18 protein-coding genes are annotated in these 17,532 nt (G+C 37.7%); 8 read left to right on the top strand and 10 right to left on the bottom strand.

What is annotated here, in order from left to right:
• Positions 1-229 precede the first annotated feature (229 nt).
• The 3 genes from CJP74_RS07035 to udp all read left to right on the top strand — a co-directional run bounded on the left by CJP74_RS07035 (position 230) and on the right by udp (position 3,155).
• Positions 230-571, top strand: a complete 342-nt coding sequence (locus CJP74_RS07035) for an ArsR/SmtB family transcription factor (RefSeq protein ID WP_119497678.1) — start codon at positions 230-232, stop codon at positions 569-571.
• Positions 572-735: 164 nt separating this feature from the next.
• Positions 736-2,241: a tyrosine-type recombinase/integrase gene (locus CJP74_RS07040; RefSeq protein ID WP_119497680.1), complete on the top strand. Its 1,506-nt coding sequence runs from the start codon at positions 736-738 to the stop codon at positions 2,239-2,241.
• Between the two features lie 143 nt (positions 2,242-2,384).
• Positions 2,385-3,155, top strand: coding sequence for a uridine phosphorylase (gene udp / locus CJP74_RS07045; RefSeq protein ID WP_119497682.1), 771 nt, complete (start codon positions 2,385-2,387; stop codon positions 3,153-3,155).
• Between the two features lie 40 nt (positions 3,156-3,195).
• Here udp and bcp read toward each other — a convergent pair whose 3' ends face one another.
• Both bcp and CJP74_RS07055 read right to left on the bottom strand, forming a co-directional pair.
• Positions 3,196-3,687, bottom strand: coding sequence for a thioredoxin-dependent thiol peroxidase (gene bcp, locus CJP74_RS07050; RefSeq protein WP_119497684.1), 492 nt, complete (start codon positions 3,685-3,687; stop codon positions 3,196-3,198).
• A complete protein-coding gene (locus CJP74_RS07055; protein ID WP_147397067.1) occupies positions 3,684-4,496 on the bottom strand; it encodes a hypothetical protein in 813 nt (270 codons plus the stop codon). The genes bcp and CJP74_RS07055 overlap by 4 nt, the downstream gene beginning before the upstream one ends.
• Positions 4,497-4,581: 85 nt before the next feature.
• Here CJP74_RS07055 and CJP74_RS07060 point away from each other — a divergent pair, with 85 nt between their 5' ends.
• The 3 genes from CJP74_RS07060 (at position 4,582) to trmB (ending at position 8,056) form a co-directional block, all read left to right on the top strand.
• Positions 4,582-6,009 carry a hypothetical protein gene (locus tag CJP74_RS07060; protein WP_119497688.1) on the top strand — a complete coding sequence of 476 codons (1,428 nt, stop codon included), beginning with the start codon at positions 4,582-4,584 and terminating at the stop codon, positions 6,007-6,009.
• Between the two features lie 50 nt (positions 6,010-6,059).
• Positions 6,060-7,286 (top strand): AI-2E family transporter, encoded by a 1,227-nt coding sequence (locus CJP74_RS07065; RefSeq protein ID WP_119497690.1) that lies wholly within the window; start codon positions 6,060-6,062, stop codon positions 7,284-7,286.
• 71 nt (positions 7,287-7,357) lie between these two features.
• Positions 7,358-8,056 (top strand): tRNA (guanosine(46)-N7)-methyltransferase TrmB, encoded by a 699-nt coding sequence (gene trmB / locus CJP74_RS07070; RefSeq protein ID WP_119497692.1) that lies wholly within the window; start codon positions 7,358-7,360, stop codon positions 8,054-8,056.
• A gap of 148 nt (positions 8,057-8,204) precedes the next feature.
• On the opposite strand, the gene groL is transcribed toward trmB, so the two are convergent.
• The 8 genes from groL to cysK form a co-directional block, all read right to left on the bottom strand.
• Entirely contained in the window at positions 8,205-9,821 is a 1,617-nt protein-coding gene (gene groL, locus CJP74_RS07075) for a chaperonin GroEL (RefSeq protein ID WP_119497694.1), read from the bottom strand.
• An 11-nt stretch (positions 9,822-9,832) separates the two neighbouring features.
• Entirely contained in the window at positions 9,833-10,135 is a 303-nt protein-coding gene (locus tag CJP74_RS07080; RefSeq protein ID WP_119497696.1) for a co-chaperone GroES, read from the bottom strand.
• A gap of 278 nt (positions 10,136-10,413) precedes the next feature.
• Positions 10,414-10,569 carry a hypothetical protein gene (locus CJP74_RS08150; RefSeq protein WP_222987009.1) on the bottom strand — a complete coding sequence of 52 codons (156 nt, stop codon included), beginning with the start codon at positions 10,567-10,569 and terminating at the stop codon, positions 10,414-10,416.
• Between the two features lie 278 nt (positions 10,570-10,847).
• On the bottom strand, positions 10,848-11,402 hold the full coding sequence (locus CJP74_RS07090) for an outer membrane beta-barrel protein (protein WP_119497700.1): 555 nt from the start codon (positions 11,400-11,402) through the stop codon (positions 10,848-10,850).
• Positions 11,403-11,479: 77 nt separating this feature from the next.
• Complete coding sequence (locus tag CJP74_RS07095; protein WP_119497702.1) at positions 11,480-12,121, bottom strand: hypothetical protein; 642 nt, start codon at positions 12,119-12,121, stop codon at positions 11,480-11,482.
• Positions 12,122-12,206: 85 nt separating this feature from the next.
• Positions 12,207-13,388, bottom strand: coding sequence for a glycosyltransferase family protein (locus tag CJP74_RS07100; RefSeq protein ID WP_119497703.1), 1,182 nt, complete (start codon positions 13,386-13,388; stop codon positions 12,207-12,209).
• A 7-nt stretch (positions 13,389-13,395) separates the two neighbouring features.
• The gene (locus CJP74_RS07105) at positions 13,396-14,532 is read right to left on the bottom strand and encodes a glycosyltransferase (protein ID WP_119497706.1); all 1,137 of its coding nucleotides are present in this window, start codon (positions 14,530-14,532) and stop codon (positions 13,396-13,398) included.
• A gap of 122 nt (positions 14,533-14,654) precedes the next feature.
• Positions 14,655-15,605 carry a cysteine synthase A gene (gene cysK, locus CJP74_RS07110; protein ID WP_119497708.1) on the bottom strand — a complete coding sequence of 317 codons (951 nt, stop codon included), beginning with the start codon at positions 15,603-15,605 and terminating at the stop codon, positions 14,655-14,657.
• 125 nt (positions 15,606-15,730) lie between these two features.
• On the opposite strand from cysK, the gene cysE reads away from it, so the two are divergent.
• A complete protein-coding gene (gene cysE / locus CJP74_RS07115; protein ID WP_119497710.1) occupies positions 15,731-16,531 on the top strand; it encodes a serine O-acetyltransferase in 801 nt (266 codons plus the stop codon).
• Positions 16,532-16,593: 62 nt separating this feature from the next.
• The gene (locus tag CJP74_RS07120; RefSeq protein ID WP_119497712.1) at positions 16,594-17,427 is read left to right on the top strand and encodes an inositol monophosphatase family protein; all 834 of its coding nucleotides are present in this window, start codon (positions 16,594-16,596) and stop codon (positions 17,425-17,427) included.
• Positions 17,428-17,532: the final 105 nt, after the last annotated feature.

The following is a 17,532-nucleotide window of genomic DNA, read 5'->3' on the forward strand; positions in this document are numbered from 1 at the left end:
GGTTATAAGCTAGAGTAGACTTAATCTTGTGTTATCAGTTTATTCTTATAAATTTAAATTCACATAGAGCTACTTATAACTTATTTCCTTACCTTTTGTTTTTTTAGTTTGTTTACAAACAATTTATCTATTTTTTAGGTGTCTCTAAATTTGAGAGACATTTTACAGTAATTACTAAACCTTCTGGCTTGTCTTTAAGGTTTAACAAAAAATATTAAGGTTTCGGTTAATGGATATAAGTCAATACAGTGAAATTGCTTCAGCACTGGCAAACGAGAACCGAGTAAAAATCATGCACCATATTGCTAACAATGGTGAACAATGTGCACAAAGTTTACTCGATCACTTTGAGTTCTCGCAGCCTACTATGTCACAGCACTTAAGAATTTTACGTCAAGCAAAATTATTAGTAATGCGTAAAGAAGGTCGTTGGCAATACTTTGCAATTAATACATTACTATTAGAAGAATTCTATAGCTTTGCTCAAGAAAACTTTATTAAAACTTTTTCTAGCAAAGAAATAAACCCTGCGTATGCAAATCGTCTACGTTTTGATTACAAACGTAAATAATTGAGAAAATCCCCTAGATGTTTTACTAAACATCTAGGGGATTTTTCCATCCTAACTTTTTACCCCCTCTGAGATAAAATCGCCTGTATTTAGCTAATCCCCTGTATAATATTTGATAAGTAAAAATATTCAATTAAGTAAAGTCTTAAAGAAATATATTAATCGTGAAAAATTCTTCAGATATTCTTAATGCATACCCTGCATATGTAAGAACAGACATAGAGCTTTTTCTCCAATACATTAAACTTGAAAAAGCCTATTCCAATAACACCCTGCTTGCATATCGCAACAACCTTATCCAAGCTTTAAGCCTAATTCATAAGGTCTTAAGCCAAAGCTCGGTAACTGAGCAAGAGGCAAGTGAAGAACTTATGGATCTTTCTAGCCTGCTAGGAAAAAATAAAAAAAGTAAAAAAACAAGCTTAAACGAAAAACCTAGCACCACCCCACAAGACAAGCTAGCTCTTTTGGCTAACTTTTCCTGGGAAAGTTGTACTGCTCAAGTACTTACCCAAGCTCTAGCAAACCAAACTAGCCCAAATAAAAGTGCTTCTTCGCGCAATCTCTTTCTTTCTGCTTTACGAAGCTTTTATCAATGGTTACTGATTAACGATAAAGTAAGTACTAACTATCCTAAAATGGTAAAAAACCTTAAAGGAGAAAAAAGCTTACCTGTAGTAGTTGATAAAACCAGTATGGAGAAAATCCTCGATACCGTTGTTATTAATAATTTTATTGATCTACGCGACCAGGTTATTTTTGAGTTAATGTTTAGTACAGGAGTGCGTCTTGCCGAAGTTTGTAACTTAAATTTACAAGACCTTGACTTTACTAAAGAGCAAATCCAAATTCTGGGGAAGGGCAATGTTTATCGTACGGTTCCTCTTGCTCTAGGTTTAAAACAATTAATTGCTATTTTTCTGGTTTTACGGGAACGAGAGCTGATTAAAAAACTCTCAGCTACCGAACTTGCCGAGCTACAAATTAACCCTGAAGCTAACTTGGCCATAGATATAGATAATGCAGGGCAAGTTTATCATTATGCTCTGACTATTCTCAGCAACGCTAACCAGTGGTTAAATAATCAGGTCGCAGCCAATCATAAACCTCGGAAAAAAAGTGCGAGTCAAGCCTTACAAACGCAAATGCAGCAAGAACAACTGCAAGTGAGCCTCGAAGAGTTAAATCCTTTTAAAGACTCAAGTGCTCCTAAAGCAAGTAAAAGTTACCTTGACTCAGCAGGCTATGATCTGCAGTTACAAGAACAGAGAAAAGCCTACTTAAAAAGTGCAATTAACCCTATCCATGCTCTCTTTTTATCCACGCAGTTAAAACGCATTAGTGCGCGAACTATTCAATATCGTCTCGATAAAAGAGTTGAGCAAGCGGGAATTAAACGAAAAATCTCGCCCCATAAATTACGCCATAGCTTTGCTACCCAGTTTTTACAAAACTCGGCTAACTTACGAGCAGTACAAGAGATTTTAGGGCATAAAAATCTGGTTACTACCCAAATTTATACCCATTTAGATTTAAAACATCTAATCGAGGTCTACAATAAAGCTCACCCGCAACAAATTCGTTATCGAGAAAAATTAGCCGAGAAAAAAGAAAAACCAACGACAAATCAAGAGCTAATTGCACAAATGCAAAAACGCAAAAAAGCTTAAAATGATCAACTTTGATCATAAATAAGGCAAAAAAAGTGGTCAAATGTTACAAAACGCGTTAATTTTCTCTCAATTTAAGGGCTAAGGGGTTATAATATTTAGCAAATAAGCTAGTTTTTATTTCATAACAAAAGGTAAAAAGCATGTCTAACATTCAAGCAACAGTTTTTCACTTAGGTTTAAACAAAGAAGTTCTAGAAGGAGCAAAAATTGCTCTAATCCCTGGTGACCCAGGTCGTGTAGCAAAAATGGCTTCTTACTTAGATAATCCTAAACCTTTAGCAAGTAATCGTGAATATAATTCTTACCTTGGTTATATTAACAATGTACCAGTAGTAGTATGTTCTACAGGTATTGGTGGTCCTTCTACTTCAATTGCCGTGGAAGAATTAGCACAATTAGGGGTAGACACTTTTATTCGTGTAGGAACTACAGGTGCTATCCAAGAACACATTAACATTGGTGATGTAATCATTGCTACAGGTTGTGTACGTTTAGACGGTGCTTCTTATCACTTTGCTCCAGAAGCTTACCCAGCAGTAGCTAACTATGATGTTTTACATGCTCTAGTTGAAGGAGCAAAAAAATCAGACGTAACTTACTATACTGGTATTACAGCATCTTCTGATACTTTCTATCCAGGTCAAGAACGTTATGATACTTTCCGTCAAGATGTACCAAAACACATGCAAGGTAAAATGGCTTTATGGCAACAACTTCATGTTTTAAACTTTGAGATGGAAGGTGCTACTCTCTTTACCCAAGCAGCAAGCCTAGGCTTACGTGCAGGGATGGTAGCAGGGGTGATTGTAAACCGTACCAAAAATGAAACTCCTGACGAAAAACAAGCTAAAATTGTTGAAGACAATGGTATTAAAGTAGCTGTTGAAGCTTTAAAAACTTTAATTGGCTAATAAACTAAAAAAGGAACCTGAAACTCAGGTTCCTTTTCCATTATAGATTATTTTCTTCTAACCAAGCATTTACTTGCTGAGCAAATTCTTTGGTTTTGATTTTGGTAAATAGAGTAACTATTTTCCCATCGCCATCCACTAAAAAAGCAATGCGATGTAAACCGTCATATACTTTACCATACAGAGTTTTTGGACCATAGACACCACAAGCTTTAGCAAGGCTTAATTCGGTATCTGCAAGTAACGGAAAGGTTAAGTTATACTTTTGGGCAAACTTAACTTGTTTTTCTACAGGATCTGGACTTACGCCTAATACAGGAAGCTTAAAAGCATGCTCACTTAGAGCTTGCTCAAGACTACAAGCTTGAGCTGTACAACCTGGAGTATTAGCTTTAGGATAAAAGTAAACTAAATGCAACTCTTTAAAACTGGTATTAGTATAGGTTTTTCCGTCATTAGCTTCTAAGCTAAATTGAGGAAACTGTTCACCTGGCTGTAAAAGATTAGGTAGATTTTTTACCACTATACTCATTTTTTCTCCTTAGAATTCGGGGCATCAGTAAGACAAATTGCCTCTTGGGGGCTAGGGTTCTTATCTTGGGTTAATGGCTCTTGTTGTTGCTCATTATCAAGTTCAACTTTAGTTGAACTTAAAGTTGTCCCCTGCTTAAAGTTATACTCATCGGTAAAGGTAATATCAGCACTTAGACTTACGCTTGTATTCTCGCTTGCCTCAACTTGGGGTAAATGCGTTTGAATATCAGCATAGTCTACTTCATCTTCAGGTAAAGCCTGATAATGTAAATTAGCTAGTTCTTTTAATTGCTCAAGGTGTTCGGCATCATTGAGGATATCTTCGTACTTGTCGTTAAATAACTCTTCGAACTCAGCTTGCTCTTGCGGGGTTAACTCTAGCTCGCCATGCTCTTGATGCTCGAGTTCGTCCCCAATTACCTGTTCGACAATATTATCAATTTCTTGCGTTGTTAACACATCATGATCTTGTTTAGCTAGCTCTTGAGCCTGCTCGGCAAGCATTTTTGCGGTTTTACGCTCGAGCCATTCAATTTCTGCTAGCAATACTGACTTGCGCACGCGTTGGCGCTTGGCTCCTTGCATATTGCTTTTTTTGTTTTGGGCTGCTTTTGCTACAATAGTAGTGCTCGTAGGACGAGTAAAACTGCGATCTTTATCGGCACGGGCTATTTTTCTAAACTTTTTTAATTCGAGTTGCTTTTGTTGTAACTCACGAAATCTTGCACTTTTATGTCGCGAACGAAAGCGCAAGACTACATATAACAGAAAAATTATATAAATCGAAACTATTGCGATTATTATCATATTCATCTCAAATGTAATAATACTAATGCTTATTATATCACTGCTTTTGATATAATAAGAACGAGAAACAAAATAGATATTGATCATGGGTTTACAATTACAACCAGTAGGATTAGAATTGCAGTTTAATCTGCACTCTACCTACTCTTTAACCGAATTTCTAGCTGGACCTAATGCCGAGGTTATATCTCTACTAACCCCTTCGTTTTCTTTAGGCTTAAGTCAGGCTATTGCCTTAATTGGGGATAACTCAACCCTAGTTAACCAAATGGTAAAAGCATGTTATGCTGATGCCAGTAAATTAAATCCTTTTCTTGAGCAAAATGAAAGTAACTATCTCGACTTTAGTGAGTATGTTAAAGAGCATCAACCTGAAGACCTCGAGGTATTTTATTTTCGTCCCTTAATTGCTTTAAATAACCTGCATGTTATTTTAGGTAATGTCGCTTGGGAGCAAGCAGTGCGTGATCTGTTTACGATTAATAGTAATAGCCAAGGTTTAATTATTGTTGGTTCTTATGTTGATCTGGCTGCTAATGTTTGCGTGCTCGAAGACTTGCAGTCGCGCTTTGGTTTATTTAAAAAGGTTTACCTAAAAACCTATGCCAAAGAAGAGCTCAAAGACTTTATAGCCTATCGTTGTCGTGAACAAGGGCTCGATCTCTCAGATGCAGGTTTAGCCTACCTTACCCAAGTCTATCAAACTATAGACCCAAGTAGTTTAGATCTTGACCGTACGGCTTTAAATATTCTTCGCCTCTGCAGAGAACAACAAAAAAACCCAAGCCTGTTAAGCAAGCAGTACTTACAATCTTACCCTGAAGTATTTAAGTTTACGCATTTAAACGATGACTTAAGTAGCTTTAGTGCCCAACAAGAAAATGAGCAACTGGGTAATAGTAAGGTTACTGCTTTTACCGATTTATTTACGCGCTTTAAAAGTAAACAAGCTGCCACCCAACAACAGCTTCTTAGCCGCGAAAAAAGACGTCCTTATACAGCAGCCTTTGCTGCGGGCTTTGCTCAGTTTTTACGTGGGAAATATCCTCATCTCGACAACTATGAACCTGAGGCAAAACTTATGGCTTGCCTCAAAAAAGAACAAAACTTTGCTCCTACGCCTCATCAGCTTAAAGTACGTCGCTTATTACAGCAACATATACAGCAAGCCCATGAAAATAGAGAGCAAACTCTTTTTGCTCATGCAGGCATAGATGCCGATATTTTCTTTGATAGTGATGCCGAAATAAATCAAGACTATCAAAGACACGAGGATGTTGCCCCTGAACCTGCTTTATTTGTTCCTAGTCCGCCACTGCTTAATGAGAGCAATGAACTTGTAGATGCTCTTTTTGCTGAGCCAACTAGTGAGCAAGAGCAAGTGGACTTAGCTTGGCAACCTCAAGAACAAAATGCTCTTAACGCTCCTTTATCACGTCTTTTACGACGCAAAAAAGACACTAAGGACGAGCAACTAGTTAACTTTTTACAAGTGTTAGATTTTGCTGAATAGCTATACTGATGTATAGCTCTATCAAAATGACAAACTAAGCGAGAAACTCAATGTCATCTTGGAAAGATTTGTTTACGAGGAATTTTAATAACCCACAAATTGTGGCACTAATTTTAATTTTACTCGTAATTTCATTAGTTCTTTACTTCTTTGGGAAAATTCTTGCTCCCGTATTTCTGGCTGTAGGTTTAGCCTATATTTTAAACTTTCCCATTCGCTGGTTAGTTAAAAAAGGCTTAAAACGTATCTATGCTTTAATTTTAGTTTTTGGGGGACTCGTTTGTGTTATGGCTTGGTTAATCCTCTCCATAGCCCCTATGCTAGTCCGTCAACTGAGCACTCTTTTAGTTGAAGCCCCAAGCATAGTTGCCATTTTACGTGAACGCCTGTTATCACTCGAGCAATATAATCTTCCCTATTTAGATAAAGCAACCCTTTATTCTATTTATGAAAATGTAAATCAGTATATCCAGTCAAATATGGATATTCGTATAGATAACATTATTAAGGTCCTACAAAATGTAGCTTACATAGCGGTTAACACCTTTTTAGTTCCATTTATGGCCTTTTTAATGCTTGTCGACTATGCCCCTCTCAAAGCAAACTTCATTCGCTTTTTACCGCAATCGAGCGAACTTGCTGACGGGGTATTTAAAGAGTTCATGTCCCAACTGGACAACTATGTGCGAGGCAAGGTTATAGAGTTTATTATTATGACCGTTTTAAGCTTTGTTGCTTTTGCATTCTTTGGCTTAAAATATAACTTGCTTCTTTCTACTTTAATTGGGATTTCAGTAATTATTCCTTATCTAGGAGTAATTATTGCTACAGTTCCTTTTGCTTTAGTAGCCTTTTTCCAATTCCAATTAGGGACAACCTTCTGGACTCTAATGGTTATTCATACCATTTTACAAATTTTTAATGGTAATATTCTTGTTCCAGTTCTTTACTCTAAAACCAATAATATTCGTCCGATAACTGTAATAGTTGCGGTTATCTTCTTTGGACAAATTTGGGGTATTCTCGGGGTATTCCTTGCAATTCCTCTTTGTACGCTTATTAAAGCCGTAGCTAATGCTTGGTTCTTAAATTCACAAATTTACTTTGAAATGCAACAGCGTCAAGAGGCAGAAAAACGAGCCTTACAAGAAGAAAAAGAACAAGCTCCACGTCCACGCAAAAAACGTAACGATCGTCCTTATCGTAAAACTGGAGCCCAAGCAAGTAACGGTCTTTATACTTTTAAACCGCAAGATAATGACCAAGATAAATCCTAAAAAAGAACTCCCGTGGGAGTTCCTTTTTTTGTTACAATATGTATTTACAGATTTTTACCTAACAAGTTTTTATGACAGAAGAAAATTTAAATCCACAACATCGTCGTATTAAATCCTATGTTCTCCGTACTGGACGTATTACTGGCAGTCAAGAACATGCTTTAGAAAATTACTTTCCTCTCTATGGCGTTGAGTGCCCCGCTCCAGGACAAAGCCTAGAGCTAAAATCTCTTTACCCGCAAGAACAACCTCTAATTGTTGAAATCGGCTTTGGTATGGGTACATCTTTAGTAAGCATGGCTCAAGCTAATCCGCACCTTAACTACCTTGGCATAGAAGTACATACTCCTGGCGTTGGTAATGCTTTAAAACTAATTGCTCAAGAGCAACTAAAAAATATTAAAGTAGCTTGTCATGATGCTATCGAAATTATGCAAGCTCTACCAGAGAACTCTATTGCTGGTTTACAACTCTTTTTCCCAGATCCATGGCATAAAGCTCGTCACCATAAACGTCGTATAGTAAATGCTCAGTTTATGGAACTAGTAACACGCGCTTTAGTTCCAGGTGGCTTTATCCACATGGCAACTGACTGGGAAAACTATGCTGAGCATATGTTAGAAGTGCTTAATGCAACGCCTAATTTAGAAAATACGGCTAGCGATGGTCTATATATCCCTCGTCCTGACTCACGTCCGCTAACTAAGTTTGAACAACGTGGACACCGTTTAGGACATGGAGTATGGGATCTGTATTTTATTAAAAAGTAATTACAAACATATAAAAAAGCCTCTGAACCTAAGTTCAGAGGCCTTTTTACTTACTAGCTTGCCTTATTAACCTTGACTTAAATAATTTAGGTTAATAAGTTTTGCTCGGTAAATTCTTTAGTTTTTTCTTGTTACAAGAAAAAAGTTCTTACATGTAACCACCCATGCCATTAGCTACAGGAGCTTCTGGTTCGTCTTCTTCAACGATCATACATTCGGTAGTTAACATTAAAGTCGCAATTGAAGCTGCTTTTTCTAGAGCTACACGCGTTACTTTAGCAGGGTCAAGAATACCCATTTCTAACATATTGCCGTATTCTTCTGTACGAGCATTAAAACCAAAGTCACCTTGACCATTACGTACACGATCAATAATTACTGAAGCTTCTAAACCACAGTTAGTTACGATTTGACGTAAAGGAGCTTCCATAACTTTAAGAGCTAGACGAATACCTGCAGCTTGCTCATCGTTTTCTGCTTGGATATTTAAGTTTGCTGAAGAACGAATTAAAGCTACACCGCCACCAGGTACAACCCCTTCGGCTACTGCCGCACGTGTTGCTGAAAGAGCATCATCAAAACGATCTTTTTTCTCTTTCATTTCTACTTCAGTAGCACCACCTACTTTAATTACCGCTACGCCACCTGAAAGTTTAGCAATACGTTCATTTAGTTTTTCAATATCGTATTCAGAAGTAGTGTTTTCTAATTCATGACGAATAGCTGCCACACGGTTAGCTATATCTTCGGCACTACCAGCTCCGTCAATAATAGTTGTAGAGTCTTTAGATACTACAACACGTTTAGCACTACCTAGTACTTCTAGACCAGTACGAGATAAATCTATGCCTAGTTGTTCTTCAATTACCGTTGCACGCGTTAAAATACCTAAATCTTGTAGCATAGCTTTACGACGATCACCAAAGCCAGGAGCTTTAACAGCTACTACTTTAAGAACGCCACGTGCTGAGTTTAATACTAAACCAGATAATACTTCAGACTCATAGTCTTCGGCAATAATTACTAGAGGTTTAGATTGTTTATTTACCCCTTCAAGAATTGGTAAAATTTCACGTAAGCTATTTAATTTACCGTCTACAAGTAAAATATATGGCGAATCAAATTCTGCGGTTGCATTGTCTGTACGGTTAGCAAAATATGGACTTAAGTAACCACGATCAAATTGCATCCCTTCTACCACTACTAGCTCATCATTAAAGCCAGTACCGTCTTCGATAGTAATTACCCCATTGTTGCCTACTTTTTGCATAGCTTGAGCAATAAGGCTACCAACTTCTTCGTCATTGTTTGCAGAAATAGTTGCTACTTGTTGGATAGATTTATTATCTGAAGCAGGAGTAGATAATTCTTTTAAGTTAGCTACAGTTGCAGCTACAACTTTATCTATGCCTCGTTTAACATCCATAGGATTTAAACCAGCATTAACAACTTTTAAGCCTTCACGAATAAACGCTTGCGCTAAAACTGTTGCTGTAGTTGTACCATCACCTGCAAGGTCATTAGCGTCTTGGGCAACTTTTTTAACTAATTGTGCCCCCATGTTTTCGAATTTATCTTTTAATTCGATTTCACGTGCTACAGATACACCGTCTTTAGTAATTAATGGAGCCCCAAATTTACGCTCAATAATTACATTACGACCTTTAGGTCCAAGAGTAATTTTTACTGCGTTAGCTAAAGTATCCACACCGTGGAACATTTTTACACGCATTTCATTATTAAAAATTAAATCTTTAGCAGCCATTTTTTTTCTCCTTATTTAGTTACCACAGCCATAATTGCACGTTCTGAGATGAACACTACTTTTTGTCCTTCTACTTCGTATTCAACAAGGTTTGTAGTATTAGGATGTAGGATTACTGTATCACCTACAGCCACATTTAAAGGAATTAGACTACCTGTATCTGAAGGATAACCTGTACCTACAGCAACTACTTGAGCATATTGCAGTTGAGTTTTTGCGGTTAAAATTAAACCTGAAGCTGTTTTTTCTTCACCGTCTACAAGTTTAATTACTACTGTATCATGTAAAGGTTTTAGATTTAGCGTATTCGCCATATTTTTTTCCTTATTTCTAAAGATTATTAGTTGTTTTTTGCCTCTTTATAATACCGCTAAGCTCCAAAAAAATCAATTCTTTTACCTGATTTTTAGGCGTATAGACGTAAATACAGTAATAATTTTTCTTAGTTCTTGTTGCGAGAAAAATTAGCCTTTTAGCTTGGCTTTTTAGAGGCTGAGAATCACTTTGCGAGCTTGCTTAAGCTAGTAAATTATTTAAATTAGAGGTAATTCAATTTAGGCGTATCTTATTAACAAATGCTTAGTAATTGTGCTTAGAGAAAGGGCTTGTTGGTTAGAGTTATTGCTTGTTGCTTATCAGTTATTGCTTGTTGCTTATCAGTTATCGCTTGTTGCTTATCAGTTATCGCTTGTTGCTTATCAGTTATTGCTTGTTGATTAGAGGTTGTTACTTTCAGGTTAGGGTACATTGCCTCTTTGCTAGTACTTACCCTTTCTTGATTATTATTTATAGTGGCTCAGGGTTTATTGCGAGAAGGATTTTCTCTTGCTCAATCTTTGCTTATGGCTTAGTGATTTCTACTCTAGGTTACTAGTAGAGTTTGTTTGTTAATGTAGGTTAATGTAGGTTAGTGTATATGGCTTAGATCTTTTACTAAGTAGAATCCCCTATAACTCTTTTACCTGGACAAGCAATTAAATTGCAATAAAAAAAGATCCTGATTTACAACAAGATCTTTTTTTATTATTAGAAGCTTACGCCTACATAAACTGAGTAAGAGTTAGCACTTAAGTCGTGATTATGACGGCTAATTTCTGAATGACGGTAGGTTACTCCTGCCGTAAATGCATTAAGCAGTTTTGCCCCTACGCCAAATTCGTAATAGTGACCGCCATAGTAGTAATCACTGTAAAAACGAGCTCCAGTATAACCTACCCCCGCTTTTACAAATGGCTGTACATAATCAAAACCAAAAGTTACAGTACCTGATACCCCAGCCGAAAGGTCATAATAGCTGTTTGAGCCATTGCTGTAAGTATTTAAAGTACCATTCGAGTAACCTAAATCTAGACCTACAGCTAGACCTGTGCTTTTATAGTAAGAAGGTCCAATTAAAGACGGAAAAGAGAAAGATAAACCTGTAGAAAGATTAAATCTTGTCCCAGTTGCTTTTAAGTTATTGCCGTAATCTTGACTAAAGTAAGAAACTCCGCCTGATAAATAAGCTCCTGCAGTTGGAGCTAGGCTCAACGAGCCAAGGCCTAGACAAACTACAGCCCCTAATTTAGCTAATTTATGCATAATAAAATCCTCATTAACGTACGTTTTTTTATTATAGCAAACCCTAGACGCCTTTGCGTCTAGGGTTAAAGCAAAAATTAGAATTTCCAACCAGCTAAGAAGCCTACAGAGTAAGCACTTGCTTTGTCGATGTTATCAACAGATGAGCTTTGGCTAGGTAAGTAGGTTACATAAGCTCCAGCGGTAAAACCGTTAGTCCATGAAACACCTGCACCTAGTTTAGTATACACGCCATCATATTTGAATTTTTCGCCTAAAAAACGTAATTTAGCTTCTTGATAACCTACGCTAAATTGTACGTAAGGAGTAAATACGCTATTTTCTACGTTAAATTGAGCTAATACACTTAAACCACCATTGTAGTCTTTATAGCTACGATCGTAGTTAGTAGTTACAGTTGAGTCAACTACTTGTGATTGAGTGTGGTTGTATGAACCACCAATTGTTGAAGTACCAAGAGAAGCACCAGCTTCAGCACCAACACCTACAGCCACAGAATTGTTATTGAATACAAAATAGTGACCAGCTAGGTTTAATTGGAATGAACCTGAGTTAAAGTGAACACTGCTGTCTTTTACGCTATAGTTAGTGATTTTAAAACCAACGTTAGTGTCAAGACGGAATTTTTGCTCTGCAAAGTTAGTTGCTGCGTTTGCACTTGCAGCAAAAGTTAAAGCTGTAACTAAAGTTAAAGCACTTAATGTTTTTGTAAATTTCATAAGTCCACCAATAAGCTAAAAAGATAGGGTAAATTGGGAATATACTTTTCTTAGACAAGCAAAAGTAACTAAAAGTTCGAAAAAATTACGGATTTTTAAAGGTTCCGCGTTCTTTACTAGCAAAAACTGTACTCTCTTGGAAATGCAAGCCAACAGTTTTTTGCCAAATATCTAAATAAGCGTCAATAATTTGGGTATTGTCACTTGTTGGACTAAAGAGTTTAGCCACTGTTTGTTGGGCATGAGCAATAATACTTTGACGTAAAGCTCGACTATTTGGGCGTTGATCATAATAAAGATCAACAGCCTGTTTTAATAGCATCAAATTCTTTTGCATTTGCCCTTCGCTCTCAAACCACCAACCGTTTTGGCTATTAAAGTAATCGGCTTTCATGCTTAAGCCCGTATAACCTAAAACATGACAACCACAAGCCATGGCTTCAACGGCAGGAAGATTGTGCGAATCCATATAGCCCGAAGCAATAAAAATATCGCTTTGACGCATAATGCCTAAAGTTTGCTCGTGCGTTTTCTTTTTAATTATATCAAATTCTACTTTATTGGCATACTCAGGATATTTACTTAAAAAGAGTAATTTTAACGTATGAATCTCATCAGCACGTTTGCGCAGGCTGTGAATAAAGCTAATCCGGCACTTCGGCGGTTGCTCTTGTTGACTTCGCTCTAACGAACCTGGTAAGGCTAGAATCGAAGCAGGAATTTCAGTTGCGGGGCAAACTATGTGTACAGCTTTGAATACTTTATTTAACTCAAAGCCCATTACCTCTTCGAGATACTTTTTCACAAAAGGACTAGCACAAAGTAACCCCGCAAAGTGCAATGAGTTAAACTCTTGACGATTGACAAAGGAATTAGCTGTCCAGTGCACGGCCTGATTAAAGACAATAAACTTAGGTAACTTAGGTAAATCTCGATCCATCCAGTGACGCATATCGCGATACAATGGACCTTGCGACTCTCCTACTACCACAAAGTCTGCAGGAGTAAGAACTAGATCGGCATTAAGTAAATTTATTGGTACATCAGGAGGAAAATCACTGTGTAAATTACCAAAAGATTCATTTGGTAAAAAGAGAATGCGTGCATCTACGCCAGCAGCTATAAGTTTTTTGGCATGCTCAACTAAAACCAGATCCCCACCAGTTACAGGTGGACTTGCCATAAAAAAGAAAAAGCGTGATTTTACTTTGGAGCCGCCATTTTCTCCAGGAACTATTTCGACATCATTGGTATAGTAATTATACATAACACCTCTAATTTACATTTAAATGTAGGGCTCGCATTAAACTGAGCATATTGCTTTTTAAACGCTCAACCGTAAAGTTATCCTGAGCATATAAACGTGCTTGATGTGCCAAAGGATGTAAGTAATCTGGCTCTTGAGCAAGTTTTTCTTCATACTGCTGGATATAATTTACCAGTTTTTGGGCAATATCTAAATAGCTTCCTTCCGGAGAGAAGTCGGCAAAGTTATCAACGACAGCAAGATTATCATAAGCTCCACTAAAGCCCAGCACCACATTGCCAGCAAGCATTGCCTCTGGAACAAGATTTGGGTATTCAATTCCCATATCTAAAGCAATAAAAATTGCCGATTCATTGAGGTGTTGACGCACTTGGTGCACTAAAGACTCGGATAAATCTACAAATTCAACCCGAGAAAAGAGTTCTGGAGCTTGAGAAGCAAAGAAAAACTTAATATTTTTCATTGCCATAAAGCGGAACATGGTTTCAGTAAAACAAACTTTGAGCTTTTTGGGTGCTATTTGCACTTCTGTAGCTATAGTAGGCGTAGCTATTATCCGCGGTTTATTAAGAATTTGCGGGTAATTGGTTGCTACACTATTAAACATTTGTCCACTAGCTGTACCACGAATATAGTAGGCATCAAAGTTAAAGGCTTCAATTTGACTTAAACTGTCCCAGTTACGGTGTAAACGGGTCATATAGTCAATACAAAGAACAAAATAAACATAAGCCCCATTACCAAAGGCACGTTGAATGTTCTTTTTCTCACTATACTGCGGATTAAAGCCTGGTTCTAAGGCTAGTGCCTCAAGTTCATCTGGGCTATAGGTTGCTTGTACGCCTAGAGCTTGCTTGAGTTTAATAATGTTTTCACTTTTGTGATCTTGAATAATAAAAAAGTAGTGACGATTTGGATTGTGTAAATCGAGATCTTTTAATACCTCAAGATCTACCGAACGCGAAGGATTAATTAATTTTTGTGAAGATCCTTCAATATCGAGTAAAAAAATTGGCCAATTTTGGTTCGAAAGATAAAGGGCCGTATAAATAGTTCCGATATTCTCATAAGTATGTTCTTCGTTGTTCGGAACAATAAAAATGGTTAGTTGGGCATTAGCCGCATTAATTTGTTGGGCATCCATAAGTATACTTGCTCTTATGCGGGCTTTTTGTTAAAACAAAAAGCGAGATCTTAGATGATACTTATTATATAAAAAAAGTAAAAAAAAGACCTAAGAATTACTTCTCAGGTCTTTTTAAATGCTTAGGCTTCGATATCAGCAAATAGAGGCGTACTTAAATAACGCTCTGAAGCTGAAGGAAGCACTACAACAATAAGTTTATCTTGGAATTCTGGCGTTTTAGCTAAACGATCGGCTACAGCTAAAGCTGCTCCAGAAGAAATTCCGCCAAGAATCCCTTCTTTTTCCATAAGTTTACGAGCTGTATCCATAGCAGTTTGACTATCTACAGTTTCAGCACGGTCAACTAAACTAAGATCTAGGTTTTTTGGAATAAAGCCTGCCCCAATCCCTTGGATTTTATGTGGACCAGGTTGTACTTCTTCACCTGCTAGAGTTTGGCTAATTACTGGTGATTCAGCAGGTTCAACTGCCACACTAGTAATCGCTTTACCCTGGGTATTTTTAATGTAACGACTTACCCCTGTAATAGTCCCACCTGTACCTACACCTGCAACTAACACATCAATTTTTCCGTCAGTATCTGACCAGATTTCAGGACCAGTAGTTGCTTCATGAATAGCAGGGTTAGCTGGGTTTTCAAATTGTTTGAGGGTAATGTAACGTTCTGGATCTGAAGCAACAATTTCTTGAGCTTTTTCAATTGCTCCCTTCATTCCTTTAGCCCCTTCAGTTAACACTAAAGTTGCCCCTAAAGCACGTAATAAACGACGACGCTCAATACTCATAGTTTCAGGCATGGTTAAAGTTAATTTATAACCACGAGCTGCTGCAACATAAGCAAGAGCTATCCCCGTATTCCCAGAAGTTGCATCAACAATTTCTTTATCTTTAGTTAAAGTACCGTCTTTTTCTGCCTGCCATACCATGTTGGCACCAATACGGTCTTTTACACTAAAGCTCGGGTTACGGCCTTCAATTTTAGCTAAAATATTGCCATTATGACCAAAATGTTTTAAACGCACTAATGGGCTACGACCAATGGTATATGAATTATCTTCAAAAATTTGCATGGTTATTGTTCCTTATGGCGTTTATTTTTTACCTAACTAAGATCATACCACAAAATAAGCTAAATGGAATAGTTTTTCGTAATCCTTTATAATAGTAACTAGTTCAAACAAATAAGGAATAAATCATGGCAAACCAAGTATGGCAACGCGTACGTCAAGAAGCCGAGCAGGCTGCTCAACACGAACCTATGTTGGCAAGCTTTTTCCACGCAACTATTTTAACGCACGATAGCCTCTGCAAGGCTTTAAGTTATATTCTTGCCCAAAAGCTTGGCTCGGGCTCGGTAATGGCGGCCGTTTCTTTGCGCGAGATTATTCAAGAAGCCCTTGATCAGGATCCGCAAATTATTACTGCAGTAGCAAAAGATATGCTAGCAGTGGTAGAACGCGATCCTGCTGTCGATAAATTAATGACTCCTTTACTTTATCTCAAAGGCTTCCATGCTCTGCAAGCTTACCGTATTACCCATTACCTCTGGCAACAAGGACGCGTAGATCTGGCTATTTTCCTGCAAAATGAAATTTCGGCAGTTCTGGGCGTGGATATTCACCCTGCTGCCCAAATTGGAGCAGGGATAATGCTTGACCATGCCACAGGCATAGTAATTGGTGAAACTACAGCCATTGCTGATAATGTTTCAATTCTGCAAGGCGTTACCCTTGGCGGTACAGGCAAAGAATGTGGTGATCGTCACCCTAAAATTGGGGCTGGAGTGCTCATAGGAGCAGGAGCAAAAATTCTCGGCAATATTAGCATTGGCGAAAATGCTAAAATTGGGGCTAACTCCGTAGTACTCAAACCTGTGCCTCCTTATTGCACGGCTGCTGGCGTCCCTGCCCGCATTATCGGCGAAGATAAATGTAAATGCCCAGCCCAAGAAATGGATCAAAACTTTCTTGGCATTTGGGAAGCAATGAATATTTAAGCCCCTTGCTTTTGTGTTATAATATGCCTCTAAATATTGTCTAACTAAGCGAGAATCTACTCATGAGCAAATCTCTTCTTGCCATTGCCAAAAAAGCGGCTTTTGCAGCTGCCGAAATTTTACGCGATGGTTTTTATAACCGCAACAACCTTGTAGTGGAAACTAAAGGGGTAAACGATTACGTAAGTAATATTGATAAAGCTTCTGAAGAAGCAATTATTGCCGTAATTAAACGTGCTTTCCCTGAAGACTTTATTGTTGCCGAAGAAACTGCCACTGCTTTTACGCCAAAAAAATATAAAGTTCTGGGCAAACACACTTGGATTATTGATCCTCTTGATGGTACGCGTAACTTTATTATGGGTAACCCTCATTTTGCGGTGTCTATTGCTGTACAAGAAAATGGTGAAACTGTAGCAGCCGTAGTGTTCAATCCAATTAGTGATGAACTTTTCACTGCGGTTAAAGGGGGAGGATCTTTCTTAAACGATCGTCGTTTACGTTTAGAACCAGATGCTAAAGGCTCGGGCGTAGCAGGTAAAGTAATTACTACAGGTTATGCTTTTAAAGAACCACATCGCCTAACCCGTCAATTAGCTTTATTACCAGCTTTATTTGATCTAGGCATGGCAGATGTACGTCGCCTAGGTTCAGCTGCTCTAGATCTTTGCTATGTAGCCGCAGGTCGTTTTGATGGTTATTACGAAGAAGGTGTTAAGTCATGGGATATAGCTGCCGGGGACTTAATTGCCCGTGAAGCTAATGCTCTGGTAATTGACTTCCAAGGTGGCAATCGCTACTTAGAAAGCGACGAAGTTATTGCTGGTAGCCTTGAAGTAGTAAAAACTATTGCTAAGGTTATCCACAATCTTAATCGTCATTTAGAACAAGAATAAAAAAAAGGAACGAGCTTAACTCGTTCCTTTTACGCTTGAAAAACAACAAAAATGAATATTTTTCTGGTATAATTTACGCAGTCAATTAGCATAGCTCTTTTTCTA

This window comes from Psittacicella melopsittaci (assembly GCF_003585925.1).
GTDB lineage: Bacteria > Pseudomonadota > Gammaproteobacteria > Enterobacterales > Psittacicellaceae > Psittacicella > Psittacicella melopsittaci.

Excerpts from the sequence above, each read along its gene's own strand:
- CJP74_RS07065 (WP_119497690.1), top strand. The coding sequence starts at position 6,060 with ATGTCATCTTGGAAAGATTTGTTTACGAGGAATTTTAATAACCCACAA.
- CJP74_RS08150 (WP_222987009.1), bottom strand. The coding sequence starts at position 10,569 with ATGTACCCTAACCTGAAAGTAACAACCTCTAATCAACAAGCAATAACT.
- CJP74_RS07120 (WP_119497712.1), top strand. The coding sequence starts at position 16,594 with ATGAGCAAATCTCTTCTTGCCATTGCCAAAAAAGCGGCTTTTGCAGCT.
- cysE (WP_119497710.1), top strand. The coding sequence starts at position 15,731 with ATGGCAAACCAAGTATGGCAACGCGTACGTCAAGAAGCCGAGCAGGCT.
- CJP74_RS07095 (WP_119497702.1), bottom strand. The coding sequence starts at position 12,121 with ATGAAATTTACAAAAACATTAAGTGCTTTAACTTTAGTTACAGCTTTA.
- CJP74_RS07100 (WP_119497703.1), bottom strand. The coding sequence starts at position 13,388 with ATGTATAATTACTATACCAATGATGTCGAAATAGTTCCTGGAGAAAAT.
- CJP74_RS07080 (WP_119497696.1), bottom strand. The coding sequence starts at position 10,135 with ATGGCGAATACGCTAAATCTAAAACCTTTACATGATACAGTAGTAATT.
- CJP74_RS07105 (WP_119497706.1), bottom strand. The coding sequence starts at position 14,532 with ATGGATGCCCAACAAATTAATGCGGCTAATGCCCAACTAACCATTTTT.
- udp (WP_119497682.1), top strand. The coding sequence starts at position 2,385 with ATGTCTAACATTCAAGCAACAGTTTTTCACTTAGGTTTAAACAAAGAA.
- cysK (WP_119497708.1), bottom strand. The coding sequence starts at position 15,605 with ATGCAAATTTTTGAAGATAATTCATATACCATTGGTCGTAGCCCATTA.
- bcp (WP_119497684.1), bottom strand. The coding sequence starts at position 3,687 with ATGAGTATAGTGGTAAAAAATCTACCTAATCTTTTACAGCCAGGTGAA.
- CJP74_RS07035 (WP_119497678.1), top strand. The coding sequence starts at position 230 with ATGGATATAAGTCAATACAGTGAAATTGCTTCAGCACTGGCAAACGAG.
- CJP74_RS07090 (WP_119497700.1), bottom strand. The coding sequence starts at position 11,402 with ATGCATAAATTAGCTAAATTAGGGGCTGTAGTTTGTCTAGGCCTTGGC.
- groL (WP_119497694.1), bottom strand. The coding sequence starts at position 9,821 with ATGGCTGCTAAAGATTTAATTTTTAATAATGAAATGCGTGTAAAAATG.
- CJP74_RS07060 (WP_119497688.1), top strand. The coding sequence starts at position 4,582 with ATGGGTTTACAATTACAACCAGTAGGATTAGAATTGCAGTTTAATCTG.
- trmB (WP_119497692.1), top strand. The coding sequence starts at position 7,358 with ATGACAGAAGAAAATTTAAATCCACAACATCGTCGTATTAAATCCTAT.
- CJP74_RS07055 (WP_147397067.1), bottom strand. The coding sequence starts at position 4,496 with ATGATAATAATCGCAATAGTTTCGATTTATATAATTTTTCTGTTATAT.